17 protein-coding genes and 2 tRNA genes are annotated in these 18,072 nt (G+C 65.1%); 9 read left to right on the top strand and 10 right to left on the bottom strand.

Translation table 11 applies throughout. The features are described 5' to 3' along the window. Position 1: 1 nt before the first annotated feature. Positions 2–997, top strand: coding sequence for an ABC transporter ATP-binding protein (locus HMPREF2716_RS22820; RefSeq protein ID WP_003109170.1), 996 nt, complete (start codon positions 2–4; stop codon positions 995–997). Next, positions 997–1,647, top strand: coding sequence for an HAD family hydrolase (locus tag HMPREF2716_RS22815; RefSeq protein ID WP_003091591.1), 651 nt, complete (start codon positions 997–999; stop codon positions 1,645–1,647). Before HMPREF2716_RS22820 ends, HMPREF2716_RS22815 begins: the two co-directional genes overlap by 1 nt. Positions 1,648–1,707: 60 nt before the next feature. On the opposite strand, the gene HMPREF2716_RS22810 is transcribed toward HMPREF2716_RS22815, so the two are convergent. After that, positions 1,708–2,670 carry an NAD(P)H-quinone oxidoreductase gene (locus HMPREF2716_RS22810; protein ID WP_003114796.1) on the bottom strand — a complete coding sequence of 321 codons (963 nt, stop codon included), beginning with the start codon at positions 2,668–2,670 and terminating at the stop codon, positions 1,708–1,710. 129 nt (positions 2,671–2,799) lie between these two features. Here HMPREF2716_RS22810 and HMPREF2716_RS22805 point away from each other — a divergent pair, with 129 nt between their 5' ends. Further along, entirely contained in the window at positions 2,800–4,896 is a 2,097-nt protein-coding gene (locus HMPREF2716_RS22805; protein WP_003091593.1) for a carboxy terminal-processing peptidase, read from the top strand. A gap of 95 nt (positions 4,897–4,991) precedes the next feature. After that, a complete protein-coding gene (locus HMPREF2716_RS22800; protein ID WP_043494009.1) occupies positions 4,992–6,740 on the top strand; it encodes a bifunctional diguanylate cyclase/phosphodiesterase in 1,749 nt (582 codons plus the stop codon). 13 nt (positions 6,741–6,753) lie between these two features. Here the strand turns inward: HMPREF2716_RS22800 and HMPREF2716_RS22795 are convergent, their stop codons facing one another. From HMPREF2716_RS22795 to HMPREF2716_RS22785, 3 genes are read right to left on the bottom strand one after another with little or no spacing between them, the layout of a single operon-like run. Next, complete coding sequence (locus tag HMPREF2716_RS22795; RefSeq protein WP_003109166.1) at positions 6,754–7,233, bottom strand: SEL1-like repeat protein; 480 nt, start codon at positions 7,231–7,233, stop codon at positions 6,754–6,756. Continuing rightward, the gene (locus HMPREF2716_RS22790; protein ID WP_003114793.1) at positions 7,223–7,588 is read right to left on the bottom strand and encodes a hypothetical protein; all 366 of its coding nucleotides are present in this window, start codon (positions 7,586–7,588) and stop codon (positions 7,223–7,225) included. Before HMPREF2716_RS22790 ends, HMPREF2716_RS22795 begins: the two co-directional genes overlap by 11 nt. Positions 7,589–7,590: 2 nt before the next feature. Next, on the bottom strand, positions 7,591–7,902 hold the full coding sequence (locus tag HMPREF2716_RS22785) for a helix-turn-helix domain-containing protein (RefSeq protein WP_003091597.1): 312 nt from the start codon (positions 7,900–7,902) through the stop codon (positions 7,591–7,593). 103 nt (positions 7,903–8,005) lie between these two features. On the opposite strand from HMPREF2716_RS22785, the gene HMPREF2716_RS22780 reads away from it, so the two are divergent. Continuing rightward, positions 8,006–8,752 (top strand): substrate-binding periplasmic protein, encoded by a 747-nt coding sequence (locus HMPREF2716_RS22780; protein WP_070622018.1) that lies wholly within the window; start codon positions 8,006–8,008, stop codon positions 8,750–8,752. Here HMPREF2716_RS22780 and HMPREF2716_RS22775 read toward each other — a convergent pair. The 4 genes from HMPREF2716_RS22775 to HMPREF2716_RS22760 all read right to left on the bottom strand — a co-directional run bounded on the left by HMPREF2716_RS22775 (position 8,740) and on the right by HMPREF2716_RS22760 (position 10,727). Further along, positions 8,740–9,171: a YkvA family protein gene (locus HMPREF2716_RS22775; RefSeq protein WP_003114790.1), complete on the bottom strand. Its 432-nt coding sequence runs from the start codon at positions 9,169–9,171 to the stop codon at positions 8,740–8,742. The genes HMPREF2716_RS22780 and HMPREF2716_RS22775 overlap by 13 nt on opposite strands. 369 nt (positions 9,172–9,540) lie before the next feature. Further along, complete coding sequence (locus tag HMPREF2716_RS22770; RefSeq protein WP_003091600.1) at positions 9,541–10,302, bottom strand: BamJ family beta-barrel-assembly machinery protein; 762 nt, start codon at positions 10,300–10,302, stop codon at positions 9,541–9,543. 256 nt (positions 10,303–10,558) lie between these two features. Further along, positions 10,559–10,635: transfer RNA gene (locus HMPREF2716_RS22765), tRNA-Asp, on the bottom strand. A 16-nt stretch (positions 10,636–10,651) separates the two neighbouring features. Then, positions 10,652–10,727 (bottom strand) — tRNA-Val (locus HMPREF2716_RS22760). Positions 10,728–10,891: 164 nt separating this feature from the next. Here HMPREF2716_RS22760 and rdgC point away from each other — a divergent pair. The 4 genes from rdgC to HMPREF2716_RS22740 all read left to right on the top strand — a co-directional run bounded on the left by rdgC (position 10,892) and on the right by HMPREF2716_RS22740 (position 13,712). After that, entirely contained in the window at positions 10,892–11,812 is a 921-nt protein-coding gene (gene rdgC, locus HMPREF2716_RS22755) for a recombination-associated protein RdgC (protein ID WP_003091601.1), read from the top strand. Positions 11,813–11,898: 86 nt separating this feature from the next. After that, positions 11,899–12,834 carry a bile acid:sodium symporter family protein gene (locus tag HMPREF2716_RS22750; protein ID WP_003115569.1) on the top strand — a complete coding sequence of 312 codons (936 nt, stop codon included), beginning with the start codon at positions 11,899–11,901 and terminating at the stop codon, positions 12,832–12,834. 139 nt (positions 12,835–12,973) lie between these two features. Next, positions 12,974–13,288: a quaternary ammonium compound efflux SMR transporter SugE gene (gene sugE / locus HMPREF2716_RS22745; RefSeq protein ID WP_003091603.1), complete on the top strand. Its 315-nt coding sequence runs from the start codon at positions 12,974–12,976 to the stop codon at positions 13,286–13,288. A gap of 214 nt (positions 13,289–13,502) precedes the next feature. Continuing rightward, complete coding sequence (locus HMPREF2716_RS22740) at positions 13,503–13,712, top strand: cold-shock protein (RefSeq protein WP_003115568.1); 210 nt, start codon at positions 13,503–13,505, stop codon at positions 13,710–13,712. Positions 13,713–13,772: 60 nt separating this feature from the next. Here the strand turns inward: HMPREF2716_RS22740 and HMPREF2716_RS22735 are convergent, their stop codons facing one another. Next, complete coding sequence (locus HMPREF2716_RS22735; protein WP_003117607.1) at positions 13,773–15,647, bottom strand: MFS transporter; 1,875 nt, start codon at positions 15,645–15,647, stop codon at positions 13,773–13,775. A 174-nt stretch (positions 15,648–15,821) separates the two neighbouring features. Further along, the gene (locus HMPREF2716_RS22730) at positions 15,822–17,987 is read right to left on the bottom strand and encodes a TonB-dependent receptor family protein (RefSeq protein ID WP_070622017.1); all 2,166 of its coding nucleotides are present in this window, start codon (positions 17,985–17,987) and stop codon (positions 15,822–15,824) included. Positions 17,988–18,072: the final 85 nt, after the last annotated feature.

Genomic DNA, 18,072 nt, shown 5'->3' with positions numbered 1-18,072 from the left:
CATGTCGTTCGTCAGCGTCGAACAGCTCGACAAGAGCTACGGTGCCACCAGCATCTTCCGCGATATCGACTTCGCCGCCGCCCGCGGCGAGTTCGTCACCCTGCTCGGCCCCAGCGGCTGCGGCAAGTCCACCCTGCTGCGCTGCATCGCCGGGCTGACCGAGGTCGACAGCGGGCGCATCCTCATCGACGGCGAGGATGTGGTGCCTTTGCCGCCGCAGAAGCGCGGGATCGCCATGGTGTTCCAGAGCTACGCGCTGTTCCCCAACATGACCGTGCAACAGAACGTCGCCTTCGGCCTGCGCATGCAGAAGGTGCCTGCGGCGGAACTGAAGCAGCGGGTCGCCGAAGCCATCGAACTGGTGGAACTGGGCGAGTACGCCGCACGCTACCCGCACCAACTCTCCGGCGGCCAGTGCCAGCGCGTGGCGCTGGCCCGCTCGCTGGTGACGCGCCCGCGCCTGCTGCTGCTCGACGAGCCGCTGTCGGCCCTCGACGCGCGCATCCGCAAGCACCTGCGCGAACAGATCCGCCGCATCCAGCAGGAGCTGGGGCTGACCACGGTGTTCGTCACCCATGACCAGGAGGAAGCGCTGACCCTGTCCGACCGCATCGTCCTGATGAACGCCGGACGCATCGTCCAGAGCGGCGACGCGGAGACCCTCTACACCGCGCCGGAAAACGCCTTCGCCGCCGGCTTCATCGGCAACTACAACCTGCTCGACGCCGAACAGGCCAGCCGCCTGCTCGGCCAGCCCTGCGCGCAACAGGTGGCGATCCGCCCGGAATCCCTGCGCCTGGGCAACGAACCGAGCGAAGGCGTGCCGGCGCTGGTACGCTCGCACAGTCTGCTCGGCAACGTGATCCGTTACCGCGTCGAGGCCGCCGGGGTGGAACTCACCGTCGACGTCCTCAACCGCAGCGCAGACCGCCTGTATCCGGCCGGCAGTCAGCTGACGCTGGTCATCGATCGCAACAGTATTCGAGAGGTAGCTTGATGAGCCTGGTGATCTTCGACCTGGACGAGACCATGATCCACGGCGACTGCTCCAGCCTGTGGAGCCAGCGCATGGCGAGTCTCGGCTGGGTCGACGAATCCTTCGTCCGCCGCGACGCCGAACTGATGGAGCAGTACGCCGAAGGCAAGCTGTCCATGGACCTGTACATGGACTACACCCTGCAACCGCTGATCGGTCGCAGCGTCGAGGAAGTCGAGCGGGAAGTGGAGGCCTACGTCGAGGAGGTCATCGAGCCGCTGATCTACAGCGACGCCTGCGCCTGCCTGGCGCGCCACCGCAGCGCCAACGACCGGGTGCTGATCGTCTCCGCATCCGGGGTGCACCTGGTCAAGCCGATCGCGGCGCGGATCGGCGTCGACGAAGTCCTCGCCATCGATCTCGAAGTGCTCGACGGACACTACACCGGCCGCACCCTCGGCACCCTCACCTATCGCGAAGGCAAGGTATTGCGTCTGCTCGACCTGCTGGAAGGAGACGATCGCCAACTGGCCGACGCCTGGTTCTACTCGGATTCGCGCAACGACCTGCCGCTGCTGAAGCTGGTCGGCCATCCGAATACGGTCAATCCGGACCCGACCCTGCTCGCCTACGCCAAGGAAATGGGCTGGCCGGTCAACGCCTGGCGCTGACAGGCTCGCTGCGAAAGCGCGAGCGGATCGCGCTTTCCATCGCGTCGCCGAAGCGGCCCTTCAGGCCAGCGACGGGTCCACCACCAGCACGACCTTGCCCTGCACCTGGTTGCTCGCCAACGCCTCGAACGCCGCCTCGGCGTCGACGATCGGGAAGGTTCGCTCCAGCTGCGCGCGGAGTTTCCCGGCGGAGAACAATGGCCAGACCTTCAACCCCAGTTCGGCGATCAACTGCGCCTTGAACTCGGCATCACGGGTACGCAGGGTCGAGCCGGTCAACTGGATGCGTTTGCCTAGCAGTTGAGCCAGGTCCAGTTGCGCCTCGCGGCCGCCCATCAGGCCGATGATCACCCAGCGCCCGTCGCGCCGCAGCAACTCCAGGTTCAACCCGGCATAGCGGGCGCCGACCGGATCGAGGATCACGTCGAACGGGGCGAAATCGCGCAGCGATTCCAGGCTCTGCTTGCGCAGCACGCCGCCGGCGGCGCCCAGGGATTCGCAGTAGGCCAGGCGTTCGGCGGAACCGACGCTGACCCAGCAGGGGTTGCCGAACGCCTTGCACAATTGGATGCCGGCCGAACCGACGCCGCTGGCGCCGGCGTGCAGCAGCACTTTCTCGCCGGGCTGCAACGCCGCCAACTGGAACAGGTTCAGCCAGGCCGTGGCGTAGACCTCCGGAATCCCCGCCGCCTCCGCCAGGCTCAGCCCTGCCGGGACCGGCAGTACGTGGCGCGCGTCCACCACCACTTCCTCGGCCATGCCGCCGCCGGCGAGCAGCGCGCAGACCCGGTCGCCGACCTGCCAGGTGCAGCCCGCGCCCACCTCGCTGACCACACCCGCACACTCGAGCCCCAGCGCCGGGCTGGCGCCGGGTGGCGGCGGGTAGAGCCCGGCCTTCTGCAACAGGTCGGCGCGGTTGAGTCCGGCGGCCGCCACGCGGATGCGGATTTCGCCCTGACCGCAGGACGGGGCGGCGATTTCCGACCACTCGACACGACCTTCGATACCTTGCAATGCGTTCACGCTGCCTCCATAGTGGGGTTGTCACGGCCCGATCACCCAGAGTCGGGCTTTTTGCATTGCGCCAAGGGAACCCGGCGCCGGCTAATAAGGCCTAATATGCGTCATTACTCCGCGATCAGTCGAATCAGCATGAAGCGTTTTCTGCCCCGTACCGCCCTGTTGCTCCTCCTCGGCGCCAGTTCGCTGCCGCTGTTCGCCTCGACCGCCGTCTCCGTCGGCAGCGCCCAGAATTCCTGGGACAGCCTGCAGCCGGACCGCGAGCAGGTCATCGCCAGCCTCAACGTGGTGGAACTGCTCAAGCGGCACCACTACAACAAGCCGCCGCTGAACGATGAACGCTCGGCCAAGATCTACGACAGCTACCTGAAGATGCTCGATCCGGCGCGGATGTACTTCACCGCCGGCGACATCGCCGAGTTCGATCGCTGGCGCAACAGGTTCGACGACTTCCTCAAGAGCGGCGACCTCGATCCCGGCTTCGTCATCTACAAGCGCCACCTCGACCGCCTGAAAGGTCGGCTCGACTACGCCCTGGCGATGCTCGACAAGGGCGTCGACAAGATCGACTTCAGCGTCGACGAGAGCCTGCTGATCGACCGCGAAAAGGCCCCCTGGGCGAAGGACACCGCAGAGCTCGACGACCTCTGGCGCAAGAAGGTGAAGGACGAGGTCCTGCGCCTGAAGATCACCGGCAAGGACGACAAGGCGATCCAGGAACAGCTCACCAAGCGCTACAAGAACCAGCTGTCGCGCCTGAAGCAGACCCGCAGCGAAGACATCTTCCAGGCCTACATCAACGCCTTCGCCCAGTCCTACGATCCGCACACCCAGTACCTGTCGCCGGACAACGCGGAAAACTTCGACATCAACATGAGCCTCTCGCTGGAAGGCATCGGCGCGGTGCTGCAGAGCGACAACGACTACGTCAAGGTCGTACGCCTGGTGCCGGCCGGCCCGGCGGCGAAGAGCAAGCAGATCGCCACCTCCGACAAGATCATCGGCGTCGCCCAGGGCAAGGGCGAAATGGTCGACGTGGTTGGCTGGCGCCTGGATGAAGTGGTCAAGCTGATCCGTGGGCCGAAAGGTTCCCAGGTACGCCTGGAAGTGATTCCGGCGAGCAACGCGCCGAACGACCAGACCAGCAAGATCGTCGCCATCACCCGCGAGGCGGTGAAGCTGGAGGACCAGGCGGCGAAGAAATCCATCATCAAGGTCGACCACGAAGGCCGCAGCTACAAGCTCGGCGTGATCGACCTGCCGGCCTTCTACCTGGACTTCAAGGCCTACCGCGCCGGCGACCCGAACTACAAGAGCACCACCCGCGACGTGAAGAAGCTGGTCGCCGAATTGCAGAAGGACAAGGTCGACGGCATCGTCCTCGACCTGCGCAACAACGGCGGCGGCTCCCTGCAGGAGGCCACCGAGCTGACCGGCCTGTTCATCGACCAGGGCCCGACCGTACTGGTGCGCAACAGCGACGGCCGCGTCGACGTGCTCAACGACGACGAAGGCAAGGCCTTCTATACCGGCCCGCTGGCGGTACTGGTCAACCGTCTCTCGGCCTCCGCCTCGGAGATCTTCGCCGGCGCCATGCAGGACTACCACCGCGCGCTGATCCTCGGTGGACAGACCTTCGGCAAGGGCACCGTGCAGACCATCCAGCCGCTCAACCACGGCGAACTGAAGCTGACCCTGGCGAAGTTCTACCGAGTCTCCGGTCAGAGCACCCAGCACCAGGGCGTGATCCCGGACATCAGCTACCCGTCCATCGTCGACGACAAGGAAATCGGCGAAAGCGCCCTGCCCGACTCGATGCCCTGGGACACCATCCGCCCGGTGGTGAAGGACGAGGCCAACCCGTTCAAGCCGTTCCTCGCGCAACTCAAGGCCCAGCACGACGCGCGCACCGAGAACAATGCCGACTTCGTCTACGCCCGCGAGCGCCTGGCGCTGGCCCAGGAGCTGATGAAGGAGAAGACCGTCAGCCTGAACGAGGCCAAGCGCCGCGCCCAGCAGACCAGCATCGAGAACCGCCAGTTGGCCATGGAGAACGCCCTGCGCAAGTCCAAGGGCCAGGAGCCGCTGAAGGAACTCAAGCGCGAGGACGAGAACGCCCTGCCGGAAGAGGACGACAAGACCAAGCCGCAGGACGACGCCTACCTCACCGAGTCCGGGCACATCCTGCTGGACTACCTGAACCTCAACTCGGCGGTGGCCAAGCACTGAGTTCAGCGGGAGCGTCATAAAACAGTCATGGGACTGTCGTGAAATACGGGGCCGGTTGCACAACCGGCCCTTTTTCATTGCGACGAGAGCGTTCCATGACCGTCACCGAGCAGTTGAGCGCCCTGGACAGCATCCTGGCCCACGGCGACCTGCACTGCCTGTTCCAGCCCATCCTCTCGCTTTCCGAACGGCGCCTGGTCGGCTACGAAGCGCTGACCCGCGGTCCGTCCAACAGCCCACTGCACTCGCCCCTGGCGCTGTTCGCCGTGGCCCGCCAATGCGGAAGGCTGAGCGAACTGGAACTACTCTGCCGACAACGCGCCTTCAGCCGCTTCCGCGACATCCAGGGCGACGCCATGCTGTTCCTCAACGTCTCCCCGGAGTCCCTCCTCGAGGCCGGTCATCCGCCCGGCCGCACCCTGCAATTGCTGCAACAGCTGGGGATCTCGCCGAACCGGGTGGTGATCGAACTGACCGAGCAGACCCCCATCGACGACTTCGACCTGCTCGATACCGCGCTGCACCACTATCGCGCCATGGGCTTCTCCATCGCCCTCGACGACCTCGGCGCTGGCTACTCCAGCCTGCGCCTGTGGTCGGAACTGCGTCCGGACTACGTGAAGATCGACCGCCACTTCGTCGACGGCATCCACCTGGACACCGTGAAACGCGAGTTCGTCGGCTCCATCCTGAAGATGGCGCGGGCCTCTCGCGCCCAGGTCATCGCCGAAGGCATCGAACTGCCCGAGGAACTCGCGGTGCTTAGCGAGATGGGGGTCGACCTGGTGCAAGGCTATCTGTTCGGCCGCCCGCTGGAACACCCGGCGAGCGACGTACAACAGATGCTGCCCAGCGCTGACGCCCCCAGCCAGTCTTCCAGCGACGAGCACGGCGACCTGCGTGCGCTGCTGCTGGAACAGCGCGCGGTCGACGTTCGCACCTCGACCCAGGAAGTGGTGGAAATCTTCCGCCGCCAGGCCAACCTGAACTCCCTGGCGATCCTCGACGAAGAGGGGCGTCCCATCGGCATCGTCCATCGCCACGCGCTCACCGACGCCTTGCTCCGGCCCTTCGCCTGCGACCTGTTCCTGCGCAAGCCGATCAGCCGCCTGATGAGCGACGATTTTCTCGCCGTGGAACTCGGCCAGACCCTGCAGCAGGTCAGCCGCCTGCTGACCAGCCGCGCACGCCAGCGTATCGAGGAAGATTTCATCATCACCCGCGGCGGGCACTATGCGGGCATGGGCCGGGTGATCGACGTGCTCAGGCTGATCACCGAGGAAAAGCTCCAGCAGGCGCGGCACGCCAATCCGCTCACCTTGCTTCCCGGCAACGTGCCGATCCAGCAATGCCTCGAACGCCTGCTGCAACAAAGGCGCGAGGCGGTGATCTGCTACATCGACATCGACAGCTTCAAACCCTTCAACGATCTCTACGGCTACACCCGCGGCGACGAGGTCCTGCTGTGCCTGGCACAGTGCCTGAGCGAACGGATCGACCCGGGCAGCGACTTCGTCGGCCATATCGGCGGTGACGACTTCATGCTGGTGCTCGGCCCCGAGGACTGGCGCACACGGATCGACCGGTTGCTGGAAACCTTCCAGAGCCAATGCCGGCGCTTCTACAGCCGCGAGCACCTGGACGCCGGCTGTTTCGTTGCGCACAACCGCCATGGCCTGCGCGAGGAGTACCCGCTGCTGTCATTGTCCGTCGGCGTGGTGCATCTACCGGCCGAAGCCTGCCAGGGAATGGATGCCGCGCACCTGGCGACGCTGGCCTCCGAGGCCAAGCGCCAGGCCAAGGCGGTGCCAGGCTACAGCCTGCACCTGATCGAGGCCGCCTGAACCGTTCGTTCAGCTATAGACCGAGCGCGGACGCCCGTTGCGCATAGTGCTCGGCGCGCTCGCTGTCCGGCGCCAGGCCCGGGCCTCCATCGCGGTAGAGTTCCGCCAGCTTGCGCGCCGCCAGCGGGTGGCCCGCCTCTGCCGCTAGTGCCCAGTGGCGGCTGGCTGCCAGCGCGTCGGGCGCTTGCCGGCTGTCGCCCTTGAGCGCCTGCACGCCGAGCTGGTAGGCCGCTTTCCCATCGCCCGCGCTGGCAGCCAGGCGCAGCAGGCGCAGGCCCTCCTCGCGCGCGCCGAAGCCCTGTCCACGGAACAGCAGCAGGTGACCGTAGAACGCCTGGGCGTCGCGGTGTCCGAGGTTGGCCATGCGCGAGAACTGCCCCTGCATCCACTGCCAGGCTCGCGGCTGCTTGACCAGCCAGGGCCAGCCCAGCAACTGCCGGGCCACGCCGTAACCGAGGCGGGCGCGCAGGCGCCAGATCCATTCAGAGTTCATCGGGATACTCGAATTCGAAGACACGGACCACTTCCGCCGCATGCCAGCCAGCCGCGGCCGGGCCGTCCGGCGGACCGGAAAAACGCCCGAGGCGCTCCACGCACTCGAAGAAACCGGTGCGTGGCAAGCGGCTTGCGCCCTGGCTGATGACCAGCGAACTGCGCAACGGACGCCCCGAGCGCGCATCCAGCGATGCCAGGTGCTCGAGAGCCGCTGTGAGGGTGGTCATCGCCGGCGTCGGCAGTTGCAGGCGCTCGATCAGCGCCCGGTAGGTGAGCAGATGACGCTGGCGACGCGCATCCTCGATTTCCAGCAGCAGGCTATCCCAGTGTTTACGGCTGATCAGCACACTCAAGGTCAGGCCCCCGTCGCTTTGCCCAGCACACGCTCCAGGGCGAACAGGATGGCCTCGCTGGCCTCGCGTTCGCCGCGTTCGATCATCGCCATGTAGGAAGGACTGATACCAACCTCCCGGGCCACCTGTTCCAGGCTCAGGCCGCGCGCCTCGCGGCGCTCCAGCAGGCTCGCGGATGGCACCGCCGGCGCGGTCGTCTCCACCGCGACACTGGCGGCCGGGCGACCGGCGGCGGCCAGCAACGCCTGGTATTCGGCCCAGGGCAACACCGCGTATTCCGCCTCGCCGTCTCGCGTGATCACTTGGACATTCATGTCGGTCTCCTTGCAAGCCGCCATCTTATCAGGCACCGCGCCGCTGCGGACTGGCTATACTGCTGCCCTGGTCACACAGTCTGCCTGGTGGAGGAGCCCACGGGTGCGCCGGAGAAGTCTTGGTTTGTGCATCCTGCTGGGAGTCGGACAGGCCTTCACCGGCGAGCTGCGCTGGGGCTTCAGCCCCGCCGACGGCATGCCCTACGTGGACATCGTCGACCACCAGCTGCAAGGCGGCTTCACCCGCCAGTTGGGGGAGCGGGTCGCGCAGCGGCTGGGATTGTCGCTGCGTTTCGTGGAAACGCCGAACCGAAGGATCGACGGCTTCATGGCCAGCGGACATATTCACGTGATCTGCAACTCCAACCCCGGATGGGATAGCAAACCCGAACGCTACCATTGGTCTCCTGCCCTCTTCGAAGAGCAGGACGTCCTGCTGCAGCGCGACGACCGTCCGGCGATCCGCGACTTCGCCGAGCTGCGCGGCAAGACCCTGGGTACAAGTCTAGGCTATGTCTACGCGGACGATCTCATGCAGGCCTTCGCTGCCGGGGAAATTCGCCGCGAAGATACCCGCGACCTGGCCAGTCGCGTGCAGATGCTCAAGCGTTCGCGCCTGGACGCCGCGGTGGACATGCGCCGCCCGCTGCTCTACCTGACGCGCCAGCATCCCGAGCTGGGCCTGAGCGTCAGTCCGCTGGTACTGCAGAGCTATCGGATGCACTGCATCTATGGCGGACAACTGCCGGTCCCCGTCGAAAGTATGGACCGGGTGCTCGATGAGATGGTCAGGGACGGCAGCATCGGGCGCCTGCTGGAAAACAGCCTGCAAGCGCCTCAGGACCCCTGAACGCGCTCCGCCCTGGGAGCCGGCAGCTCTCGCAGCGCCTGTTGCGTCTCGACGCCCTGGGCGTCGCGCCAGACCTTGAAGGCATCCAGCTCGGCCTGCCAGCGACGCACTACCCAGGCCAGGACGGCGAGATCGTCGAGCAAGCCGACACCGAAGATGAAGTCGGGAACGATATCCACCGGCGAAAGGAAATAGGCCAGCGCCGCGATCACCGAGAGCAACGCCTGGCGGCTGAGTCCGCGGTATTCGCCGCGAACCCAGGCCACCAGCAGTTCCTGCAGCAGGCGCAGGTCGCTCTTCACCAGCTTCAGGCGCGAGCGCTTGCGTGCTACCGCAATCAACAAGGCGGGCACCCGGCCACGGGCCAGGAAACGTTCCGCGATCCCCAGGTAACGACTGAATCCTCGTGGTGCATCCATCCTTCCACCTCGCTCAAGCGCTTGCCGCCGAGGCTCTCCGGGTTATCCACGCATACTGTGGATAACCTTGTGAACAGCCCCCCCTTCCGTCGGCGAGAAGCCCGTCGCTACAGGCTTTCCGACAGATCGGACACTTTTTAGACAATGCTCTAAAAGCATTGAAAATCAAGGGTTTGACCTAGCGCAACGGACAACCCGAGGTCAATACCGTAGGTCGGGTCGACGTGCGACAAATGTGTGCATAAGGGTAACACCGGCCGTGCCCTCGACCTGTTTTCAGACCCTCGCGGCAGCGCCTGGGTTCAGCCGAATCCGCAAATGAAAACGCCCCGTCATGGACGGGGCGTTTCATGCATCGCGGCGGAAAAATTACTTCTTCGCGTCCGCCTTGGCTTCGGGCTGCGCTGCGGCACCGGCCTCGGGCTCCGCGTCCGGCTTGGACGGATCCTTGATGCCGAGCAGTTCCATGTCGAAGACCAGTACCGAGTTGGCCGGGATCGCCGGGCTCGGGCTCTGCGCGCCGTAGGCCAGCTCGCTGGGGATGTACAGCTTGATCTTCTCGCCGACGTGCATCAGTTGCAGGGCTTCGACCCAACCCGGGATCACGCCGCTGACCGGCAGGTCGATCGGGCTGCCGCGCTCGATGGAGCTGTCGAAGACGGTGCCATCGGTCAGGCGGCCTTCGTAGTGGACGGTCACCACGTCGGTGGCCTTCGGTTGCGGGCCATCGGCCTTCTTCACGATTTCGTACTGGAGGCCGGAAGCGGTGGTGGTCACGCCGTCGCGCTTGCCGTTTTCCTCGAGGAATTTCTTGCCGGCCTTGGCGTTTTCGTCGCCGATGGCCGCCATGCGCTCCTCGGCACGTTTCTGCAGGAAGGCGAAGGCTTCGGTCAGCTCTTCATCGGTGAGCTGCTGCTTCTTCTTGCCGAGGGCGTCTTCGATGCCCTTGGCGACGGCTTTCGAATCCAGGTCGTCCATGCCTTCCTGGGACAGGCTCTTGCCCATGTTCAGGCCGATACCATAGGAAGCTTTCTGCGCCGGGGTCTTCAACTCAACGTTGGTCTGCGAATCGCAGCCGGAGAGAACCAGACCGACCAGTGCGATCGCTGCTGCCAACCGATGTTGTTTCATGCTGAGTCCTTTAATCTGTTCGCCGCTCGGGCATATTCGATGAAGCCGCGAGCTTAGCAGGCTGTCGCGACCAGTGGCTATGGGCAATAGGAACAGGTGCGCGCGGATAAGTTCAAGGCCGAACTTTCCGAAAAATGAAGGAGATAGCAGAACGAACGCGTGGAACGAGGACAGAAGAACAGCGGAAAGGAAGCGTCGAAAAACGTCGAATTATGAAGCGGGAAGGAAGCGCAAGAGATACAGCTGAGGAAGGAAATGGCGCAGCGGACGGGACTCGAACCCGCGACCCCCGGCGTGACAGGCCGGTATTCTAACCGACTGAACTACCGCTGCGCGTAACTTGCGAGATTGGTGGGTGATGACGGGATCGAACCGCCGACCCTCTGCTTGTAAGGCAGATGCTCTCCCAGCTGAGCTAATCACCCTTCACTCTCGAAGTGGGGCGCATTCTACGGAGCGATTCGGCCCCTGGCAAGCCCCTCGATGAAAAAAATTTTCTGCCGTTCCAAGGAGTTAGCGACGGACCGGGGTTGGCCTGAGCCGCCAGCGGCGGAATAATGGGTCCTTTGTGCCCGGAGAGAACGACCCCATGTGGTTCCGCAATCTGCTCGTCTACCGCCTCACCCAGGATCTGCAACTGGATGCCGATTCCCTCGAGAAAGCCCTCGGCGAAAAACCCGCCCGCCCCTGCGCCAGCCAGGAGCTGACCACCTACGGCTTCACCGCGCCGTTCGGCAAAGGCCCGGACGCACCGCTGGTACACGTCAGCCAGGACTTCTTCCTGATCTCGGCACGCAAGGAAGAGCGCATCCTGCCGGGCAGCGTCGTGCGTGACGCACTGAAGGAAAAGGTCGACGAGATCGAAGCCCAGCAGATGCGCAAGGTCTACAAGAAGGAACGCGACCAGTTGAAGGACGAGATCGTCCAGACCCTGCTGCCGCGCGCCTTCATCCGCCGCTCCAGCACCTTCGCCGCGATCGCGCCGAGCCTCGGCCTGATCCTGGTCGACTCGGCCAGCGCGAAGAAGGCCGAAGACCTGCTCTCGACGCTGCGCGAAGCGCTCGGCTCCCTGCCGGTACGCCCGCTGAGCGTGAAGGTCGCGCCGACCGCGACCCTCACCGACTGGGTCAAGACCCAGGAAGCCGCCGGCGACTTCCACGTGCTCGACGAATGCGAGCTGCGCGACACCCACGAGGATGGCGGCGTGGTCCGCTGCAAGCGCCAGGACCTGACCAGCGAGGAAATCCAGCTGCATCTCACCGCCGGCAAGCTGGTCACCCAGTTGTCCCTGGCCTGGTCGGACAAGCTGTCCTTCGTCCTCGACGACAAGTTGGCGGTCAAGCGCCTGCGCTTCGAAGACCTGCTGCAGGAGCAGGCGGAAAAGGACGGCGGCGAAGACGCCCTCGGCCAGCTCGATGCCAGCTTCACCCTGATGATGCTGACCTTCGCCGAATTCCTTCCGGCGCTCTTCGAGGCCCTCGGCGGCGAAGAAATCCCCCAGGGCGTCTGACGCCCCGCTCTCCCGGCGGCGCCCGCCGCTGGGAGAGTCGCGCCCGGCATGGCAGACTGGCGGCCGTCCAATAACAAGGAAAGCCCATGCGTGCCCTGACCGCCCTGAGCCGCTTCGTCAGCGCCAGCTTCCCGTTCTGGGTCCTGCTGTTCGCCATCCTCGCCTTCTTCCGCCCTGCCTGGTTCCTCCCGCTCACCGCAGCCATCGCGCCACTGCTCGGCCTGGTGATGTTCGGCATGGGCCTGACGCTCAAGGGCGAAGACTTCCGCGAGGTCGCCCGGCACCCCATACGGGTGCTGATCGGCGTGCTGGCCCAGTTCGTCATCATGCCCGGCCTGGCCTGGCTGCTCTGCCGCCTGTTGCAGTTGCCGGCGGAGATCGCGGTGGGCGTGATCCTGGTCGGCTGCTGCCCCGGCGGCACCGCTTCCAACGTGATGACCTGGCTGTCCCGTGGCGATGTCGCCCTGTCGGTGGCGATCACCTCGGTGACCACCCTGCTCGCCCCGCTGGTCACGCCGGCGCTGGTCTGGCTGCTGGCTTCGGCCTGGCTGCCGGTGTCGTTCGCGGCAATGTTCCTGTCGATCCTCCAGGTGGTGCTGGTGCCCATCGCCCTCGGCCTGCTGGCACAGCGCCTGCTCGGCGAGCGCACCCGGCAGGTGGCGGAGGTGCTGCCGCTGGTCTCGGTATTCAGCATCGTGGTGATCATCGCCGCGGTGGTGGCCGCCAGCCAGGCGCGGATCGCCGAGTCCGGCCTGCTGATCATGGCCGTGGTGATGCTGCACAACGGCTTCGGCCTGTTGCTCGGCTATCTCACCGGCAAGCTGACCGGCATGCCGCTGGCGCAGCGCAAGGCCCTGGCCATCGAAGTCGGCATGCAGAACTCGGGGCTCGGCGCGGCGCTGGCCAACGCCCATTTCTCGCCCCTGGCAGCGGTGCCCAGCGCGCTGTTCAGCGTCTGGCACAATCTCTCCGGTTCGCTGCTGGCCGCCCTGTTCCGGCGCCTGGATGATACGCCGCGTTGAACTGGGTCCCGGTCGGGAAGCCTTGTCCCGACCGATGAACCATGCAAAATACCGCACGCAGTGAGGACGACCTCACCACCCGCCTCCGGCCGGTGATCGAATGGGGACGGCCCCGCCACCCGTTGCCCTGGAGATCGCCATGTCCTGGATCATCCTGTTTTTTGCCGGCCTGTTCGAAGTGGGCTGGGCCGTTGGTCTGAAATACACCGAAGGCTTCAGCAAGCCGCTTCCCACGGTCCTCACGGCGCTCGCCATGCTGGTCAGCCTGGGCCTGCTCGGCCTGGCCATGAAGCACCTGCCGCTGGGCACCGCCTATGCCGTCTGGACCGGGGTCGGCGCGGTCGGCACGGTAATCGCCGGGATCGTCCTGTTCGGCGAATCCATGGCATTGCTGCGCCTGGCCAGCGTCGCGCTGATCGTCTGCGGACTGGTCGGCCTCAAGCTGAGCCATTAGACATCCATCGAATATGCTCCGAGGGGTATCGCTTTCCGCAGTTTTATCGCGTACTCTGCGACCACTGTGCTTGCTTGGGTCACAGTGAATCGTGACCTGGTGTGGTAGATCTCGGTCCGCTCATCGCCTCGGCTCCTCGTACTCTTTGCAACTCAGTACCTACCGGCTCGGATATTTCCGTCGCCGCAATCAACTTTGTTTCAGGAGTTACACCATGTCGAATCGTCAGAACGGCACCGTAAAATGGTTCAACGACGCCAAAGGCTTCGGTTTCATCACCCCGGAAAGCGGTAACGACCTGTTCGTTCACTTCCGTTCCATCCAGGGCACCGGCTTCAAGAGCCTGCAGGAAGGCCAGAAGGTTTCCTTCGTGGTCGTCAACGGCCAGAAAGGCCTGCAAGCCGACGAAGTACAAGTTGTCTAACTTGTAGTTCGCCAAAAAAAGCCCCGGCATCGCCGGGGCTTTTTCGTTTCTGCGGATCGATCAGCGAGCTTCGCCGCGCAAGCTCGTCACCCGCGCCTGCAGGTCGAGGCGCTCCACCGCCTCCGGCGCCACCGATTCGCCGGCCACCAGGCTTACCCGCGACCACAGTCGGCGGAAGAAGCCCTTGTTCGGGTCGCGGCTGAAGAAGCTGCCCCACAGCCCCTGCAGCGCCATGGGGATCACCGGAACCGGGGTTTCCTCGATGATCCGCTCGATCCCGGCGCGGAACTCGTTCATCTCGCCGTCGGCGGTCAGCTTGCCTTCAGGGAAGATGCACACCAGCTCCCCGTCCCTCAGGTAGTCGGCGATGCGCTGGAAGGCGCGTTCGTAGATCCCTTCGTCCTCGTGGCGCGCCGCTATGGGCACCGCGCCGGCGGTGCGGAAGACGAAGTTGAGCACCGGCAGCGAGAAGATCCTGTAGTACATGACGAAGCGCACCGGCCGCCGGATCGAGCCGGCGATCAGCAGCGCGTCCACGTACGAGACGTGGTTGCACACCAGCACCGCCGCTCCCTCGTCCGGGATCGCCTCCAGGTTCACATGCCGGACCCGGTACATGGTGTGGCTGAGCAGCCAGACCAGGAAGCGCATGGTGAATTCCGGGACGATCTTGAAGATGTACACGTTCACCGCGACGTTCATCAGCGACAGGGCGAGGAACAGCTGCGGGATCGACAGCTTGGCGACGCTGAGGAAGAGGATCGAGACCAGCGCAGCGGCGACCATGAACAGGGCGTTGAGGATGTTGTTGGCGGCGATCACCCGGGCCCGCTTGTCCTCGTCGGTGCGCGCCTGGATCAGGGCGTACAGCGGTACGATATAGAAGCCGCCGAAAATGCCGATGAACAGGATGTCGGCCAGCACCGCCCAGGTCTCATGGTGGCGCAGCACCGCCAGCCAGTCGTAGGGCGCCTCGCCTGGGGGAATGCCGCCGGCGTGCCACCAGAGGAGGATGCCGAAGACGGTCAGGCCGATCGAGCCGAACGGCACCAGGCCGATCTCCACCTTACGACCGGAAAGCTTCTCGCACAGCATCGAGCCCAGCGCGATGCCCACCGAGAACACGGTGAGGATCAGGGTCACCACGCTTTCGTCGCCGTGCAGCCATTCCTTGGCGAAGGTCGGGATCTGCGTCAGGTAGACCGCGCCGAGGAACCAGAACCAGGAGTTGCCCACCAGCGAGCGCGAGACCGCCGGGCGCTGGCCGAGCCCCAGGCGGAGGATGCTCCAGGACTGGGCGAAGATGTTCCAGTCGAGCTTCAACCCCGGCAGCGCCGCCGCCGCTCGCGGAATGCCGCGGCTGGCCAGGTAGCCGCAGGCGGCCACCAGCACCACCGCGGTGGCCACCGCCGCCGCGTAATGCGCATGGGACATCAGCACGCCGGCGCCGATGGTGCCGGCCAGGATCGCCAGGAAGGTGCCCATCTCCACCAGCGCGTTGCCGCCGACCAGTTCGTCCTCGTGCAGGTGCTGGGGCAGGATCGAATACTTCACCGGGCCAAATAGCGCCGAGTGGGTGCCCATGGCGAACAGCGCGACGAACATCAGCGGCAGGCTGCCGAAGACGAAGCCGGCAGCGCCGACCAGCATGATGCCTACCTCGGCCAGCTTCAGCGCGCGCATCAGCGCGTCCTTGTTGTACTTCTCGCCGAACTGTCCGCCCAGTGCCGAGAACAGGAAGAACGGCAGGATGAACAGCAGTGCGCAGAGGTTGACCAGCAGGCTGCGGTCGCCGCTGACGCTGAGGTGATAGAGGATGGCGAGGATCAGCGACTGCTTGAAGATGTTGTCGTTGAAGGCGCCGAGCAGCTGGGTGATGAAGAACGGCAGGAAACGCCGCTTGCCCAGCAGGGCGAATTGCGAATGTTGGGTCATCGTCCTTGTTACCTTGCGTGGCCGCCGAAAGGAAGCCCGTCATCGATTGGACTGCATGGACCGCGGATCAGGCCACAGCGTTCCGATGGAAATTCCGCGCCCATCATAGAACAGGCGTCCGCGTTGCCGCAGGACGCCTGTCGTCGGACGATGCGCCAAGTCGCATCCGAATATTCAGAAACCGACGCTGGCCTGCATGAACAGCGTTCGCGGCTGACCCACGTAGATTCCCGAATTGTTGTCGCTGGAGCGGGTGAAATACTGCTTGTCGAACAGGTTCTTCACCCCGAGTCCGAGCTTCAGGTTCGACGCTTGCGGGCCGAAGTCGTAGCCGACGCGGGCATTCCAGGTCACGTAGCCGGGAATGTCGCCGTACTGGCCGTCGGCGCTGGGCTCGGTGATGTAGTTGTGGGTGAAGTTGCCCTGGCTGTCGGTGCTCAGCCCTGGCGCGCGCTGCATGGACTGGGCGAAGGCGTCGAGGTTGTAGGTCCAGCGGTCGACCTCGTAGCGCACCCCGGCGGTGGCCACCTGGCGCGAGTAGAGCGGCAGGTCGCGCCCCTTGAAGGAGGGAATGTCGCCTTCGTAGGTGGCACGGGTATAGGTGAGGCTGCCGTAGACCGACAGGCCGTCCAGGCGCGGATCGAGAGCGGCGAAGTCATAGTGGCCGGAAGTCTCGATGCCCTGGTGCTTGGTGGCGCCGAGGTTGGTCCAGCCGACGTCGTTGCTGACGTACTGCAGCTCGTCGTCGAAGTCGATGTAGAACAGCGTGATCTCGCCGCCCCAGCTGCCGTTGTCGTAGCGCGTGCCCAGTTCGTAGGTCTTGGCCTTCTCCGGCTCCAGGCCGGCGGCGGTATCGTTGCCGCTGCCGCCCTGGCCGAGCTGGAAATACTGTAGGCTGCCGAACGATTCGGAGTAGTTGGCGAACAGCTTCCACTCGTCGCTCAAATGATACATCAGGCTCAGCGCCGGCAGCGGTTCGTTGTAGTCCTTGCTGCGCTTCTTCTCCTGCACCGGCTTGCCGTTCAGGCCGAGCACCGGGCGGTCGCGCCAGTCGCTGTCGATCTTCTCGAAGCGGATGCCGGGGGTGATGGTCCAGTTGCCGACATCGATCTTGTCGTCGATGTAGAAGGCGCTGGCCTCGGTACCGCCGGTACGGTCCTGGTAGGTATGGCCGTCCGAGCCGGGACGCACGGTCGGCACATTGTCGACCAGGGCCAGCTGACTGGCGCGCTCGTTCATCGCTTCCTTCAGGTAGCGGTAGCCGATGCCGATCTCCTGGGTGGTCGGGCCGGCGAAGAAGATCCGCGAGACGCGCGGCTCCACCGCGAACACATGGTAGTCGCGCGGGTACGAGGGGATGGTCCTGAGGTTGCGCGCGGCGATGCTGCTGCCGCGGAAACTGTCGCTGTAGTAGGTGAGCACCTCGAACTGGGTGAGGTCGTCGACCTGGCGGGTGTACTTCAGCGAGAAGTCCTTGCGCCGACCACGGAAGTTGTCCCAGTCGCGCACCGACTGGAAGGGATCGTCGTCGTACTGCGCCTGGGTCAGGCCGCCCGGCATATCGGCGTAGGCGTCGTAGTAGTGGAAGTTGGCCGCCAACTGGTCGCTGTCGGTGAGCTGCCAATGGGTCTTGAGCAGCACGTCGTCGATATCGTTGTCGTTGTTGCCGTCGCGGTAGTCGGCGCCCTTCACCCCGGAATACAGCAGCGCCACGCCCAGGCCGTTGTCGGCGGTCCCGCCGAGGAACGCCTGGTTGAGCTTCTTCCAGCCGCCGTGGCCGGCATGCTCGATGGTGGTGCCGATTTCGCCGGAGAACTTCTCCGGAATCGCCCGGGTCACGAAGTTGATCACCCCGCCGACGTTCTGCGGGCCGTAGCGCACCGAGCCGGCGCCGCGCACGACGTCGATACTCTCCAGGTTGCCGATGGACAGCGGCATCATCGACAGCTGCGGCTGGCCGTAGGGCGCCACCGCCGCCGGCACGCCGTCGATCATCACCGTCGAGCGCGGCGACAGGCGTGAAGTCAGGCCACGCACCCCGACGTTCAGGGAGATGTCGCTGCCGCCGGTACCGTTGTTGTCCTGCACTTGCACGCCGGGCACCTTGCGCAGCACGTCGCGGACGTTCTGCGCACCGCTCTCGAGCATTTCCCGACGACGCACCACGCTGCGCGCGCCGGGATGGTTCTGCACCACCGCCTGGTCGGCTTCGCCCAGCCAGTCGCCGACCACGGTGACCGTGCCCAGCTCCTTGGCTTCCTCTTCGGCCTGCGCCGCCTGCATGGACACACCCAGCGCGATGGCGACGGCCAGGCGCGACAACGAACTCACGGACGACATCGAGGCTCCCCCAGGGACGCAGGAAAAAGTGGGGCGCAAAATTACGGCAAATCGTAAAGAACGTAAATACAAATGATTTGCAAAT

This window comes from Pseudomonas sp. HMSC076A11, assembly GCF_001810205.1.
Classification (GTDB): Bacteria; Pseudomonadota; Gammaproteobacteria; order Pseudomonadales; family Pseudomonadaceae; genus Pseudomonas; species Pseudomonas aeruginosa.
This window is presented reverse-complemented; position numbering and strand designations above follow the sequence as displayed.